Source organism: Streptomyces otsuchiensis (genome assembly GCF_004305975.1).
Lineage (GTDB): Bacteria > Actinomycetota > Actinomycetes > Streptomycetales > Streptomycetaceae > Streptomyces > Streptomyces otsuchiensis.
This window is the reverse complement of sequence record NZ_BHZI01000466.1, coordinates 1-2,329: the sequence shown is the minus strand read 5'-3', so window position 1 is coordinate 2,329 and position 2,329 is coordinate 1. Positions and strand designations below refer to the sequence as shown.

Here is a 2,329-nt window from a genome sequence, read left to right as displayed (position 1 = left end):
GCGGGGATGCGGGCGGGGCCGGGGAGGGAGCCGGCGGATCCGGCGGCGAGGGAGAGGCCGGCGGCGACGGCCGCCAGGAGCAAAGCCGCCTTGGTGTCGGCACGGGCGACGAGCGCCTGCGTCTCGGCGACGGCAGCGGCCGGGTCGGTGGTCGTGGTCTCGGTGGTCGTGGTCTCGGTGGTGGTCACTGTGCCTCCTGGTGATGGTTCAGGCGTGGGTACGACGTCGCCCAGCGGGCGGGTCGCTGACGAACCGGTCGGTGCCGGGGTGGTCGGCGGCCCACTGTTCGGCGCACACCTTGTGCGCGGGTTCGCGGGCGTGGCTGCGGAGTGGGGTGGGGCGGCCGCACAGCGCGCACGGGCGGTCGCCTCGGTGGTCGTAGTGGGCCGGGGCGGACCAGACGAGCCCGGCCGGGGTCATGCGGCGGCCGCCAGGCCGCTGCTGGTGGCGCAGCCGACGCAGCGGCGGTCCGCGACCGGGAGGCAGTACGCCTGCCGGACCCGGCAGGTGATGCAGGTCTGACGGGCCGCCATGGCCCGGTCGAGCGCCTCCTCCTGCCGCAGCGTCGGGACTCGGCGGGGGAGCGCGAGGCGGGAGTCGAAAAGGAACGCCGGGCGGGTGCACGCCCGGGTGGGGTGGTAGCCGCAGCGGCGGCAGCGGAGGGTGGCGACGGGGTCGTGCCCGCCGGGCCGCAGCCCGGCGTCCCGGAGCTGGCGGCGTGTCATCAGATGGGCGGGGGCGGTGCCGTGCTCGTAGGTGCCGGGCTGCTCCTGCTCCTGGTCGCGGTCGACGTCGGCGGTGGCGGGTACGGCGGTGAGGGTGCGGCGGGTCGTGGGCACGGGTGTCTCCTCGGGTGCTGGGCTGGGCACGGGTGCGGCCGCCGTCCCTGGTGTGGGGCGGCGGCCGCGGTGGAGGGGTCGTGCTGGTGGTGCTCGGCCGGGTGGCCTGTCCCGCCGCCGCACGAGGTGGTGCGGCGGCGAGGCGGGTTACCCGAGCGCGGCGGCGAGGATGGTGGCGTGGTCGAACGCGAGGGGCGGCAGAGCCGCGACGGGCCACCAGCGGGCGTCGGTGGCGTCGTCGCCCCCGGTCGCAGTGGCGGGCGCGGGCAGGTGGGCGAGGTAGGCGTCCGTGACGTACCGGCCGCGCGGGTCCCGGCCCGGGGCTGCCCAGGTCCCGACGTACGTCAGGTCGGACGGCGAGATCCGCAGGCCGGTCTCCTCCCGGAGTTCGCGGGCTGCGGCGGTGGCGCTCTCCTCCCCTACGTCCTGGTGACCACCCGGGAGCGCCCACATCCCGGCGTGGGGGTCCCAGCCCCGGCGGATCAGCAGGGCGGCGGGGCCTTCGGGGGTGGGGGCGGTGGCGATGACGTCGGCGGTGAGGCGGGCGGTGGCGATGGACTCGGTCATGGTTGTCTCCTCTGGGTCAGTGGGCGTGCTGGAGGTGGTCGGCGGCGGTGTCGGAGCAGCGCTCGGCGGCGGCGAGGGCTGCCTCGCGGCGGGCTGCGAGGTCGGCGGCGTCGAGGGCATCGCGGATTTCGTAGGTGTCGGCAATCGCGGCCTGTGCGGCTGCGGCGACGGCGGCGGGGAGGAGGACTCGGACCTGCATGGCCGGGCCGGTGATCGCCGCACGGGTGGTGTGGGTGTCCGCGGTGCGCTGCGCGATCTCGTCGTCCGGGCGGCCCGCGAGCCGGGCGTCCATCAGGCACCACATGGTGCGGCGGTGGTCCGCGAGGGCGGAGGCGAGGCCGGTGACGGCGGCGAGCTGGTCCGCGCGGAGAGTGGCGCGCCGTGCGGTGCGTGCGGCGACGAGCTGGGTGAGGATCGCGGCGGCGAGCGTGCCGGTGACGGCGATGAGGGTCTGCACCATGTGGGCGGGCTCCTGGGTGGTGGTGGGGGCCGGGTGGCCTGCCCGCGCCGCCGGTACCGGCCCGGTGTGGGGCGGGGCCGGCGGCGAGACGGAGCACCCGGCGGTCAGCGGATGGTGGTGCGGGAGAACATGCCGCGCTGCCGCGCCTCGATCTCGGTGTGCTGGGTGACAGCGCCTTGGTAGACGTGGGTCGTGGTGGTGGTCCCGGCGCGGGCCTTGCTGACGGCGGTCCCGATGGCGGTGGCGACGACGGCGATACCGACGAACGGGGCTGCGATGGCCGCGACTCCGGCGAGGGTGATGGCGGACAGGCCCTGGAGGAGGAGCCAGGCACCGCAGCCGATGCCGACGGCTCCGGCGCCGACCGCGATGGAGCAGACGGCGATCCCGGCGGCGACGGGCGGGACGAGGCGCCGGTCCGGCTGCGGGACGGGTGCGGCCGTGCCGTGGGTGGGGGTGGGGG

The 2,329-nt window shown here is 76.9% G+C and carries 6 protein-coding genes; all 6 read right to left on the bottom strand.

The annotated features are described in order from the left end of the window. Positions 1-188 (bottom strand): hypothetical protein (locus tag E0D90_RS25130; protein WP_227870497.1); only part of this gene is annotated, 188 nt, incomplete at its 3' end. 19 nt (positions 189-207) lie between these two features. Beyond that, positions 208-420, bottom strand: coding sequence for a hypothetical protein (locus E0D90_RS25125; protein WP_130800221.1), 213 nt, complete (start codon positions 418-420; stop codon positions 208-210). Next, on the bottom strand, positions 417-839 hold the full coding sequence (locus E0D90_RS25120) for an RRQRL motif-containing zinc-binding protein (protein ID WP_130800220.1): 423 nt from the start codon (positions 837-839) through the stop codon (positions 417-419). The genes E0D90_RS25125 and E0D90_RS25120 overlap by 4 nt, the downstream gene beginning before the upstream one ends. A 147-nt stretch (positions 840-986) precedes the next feature. After that, a complete protein-coding gene (locus tag E0D90_RS25115) occupies positions 987-1,406 on the bottom strand; it encodes an NUDIX domain-containing protein (protein ID WP_130800219.1) in 420 nt (139 codons plus the stop codon). A gap of 16 nt (positions 1,407-1,422) precedes the next feature. Next, positions 1,423-1,866: a plasmid transfer protein KilB gene (gene kilB / locus E0D90_RS25110; protein ID WP_130800218.1), complete on the bottom strand. Its 444-nt coding sequence runs from the start codon at positions 1,864-1,866 to the stop codon at positions 1,423-1,425. A 104-nt stretch (positions 1,867-1,970) separates the two neighbouring features. Beyond that, positions 1,971-2,329 (bottom strand): hypothetical protein (locus E0D90_RS26895; RefSeq protein WP_157996952.1); only part of this gene is annotated, 359 nt, incomplete at its 5' end.

Coding starts and splice junctions, on each gene's coding strand:
- E0D90_RS25125 (WP_130800221.1), bottom strand. CDS start 420: ATGACCCCGGCCGGGCTCGTCTGGTCCGCCCCGGCCCACTACGACCAC.
- E0D90_RS25115 (WP_130800219.1), bottom strand. CDS start 1,406: ATGACCGAGTCCATCGCCACCGCCCGCCTCACCGCCGACGTCATCGCC.
- kilB (WP_130800218.1), bottom strand. CDS start 1,866: ATGGTGCAGACCCTCATCGCCGTCACCGGCACGCTCGCCGCCGCGATC.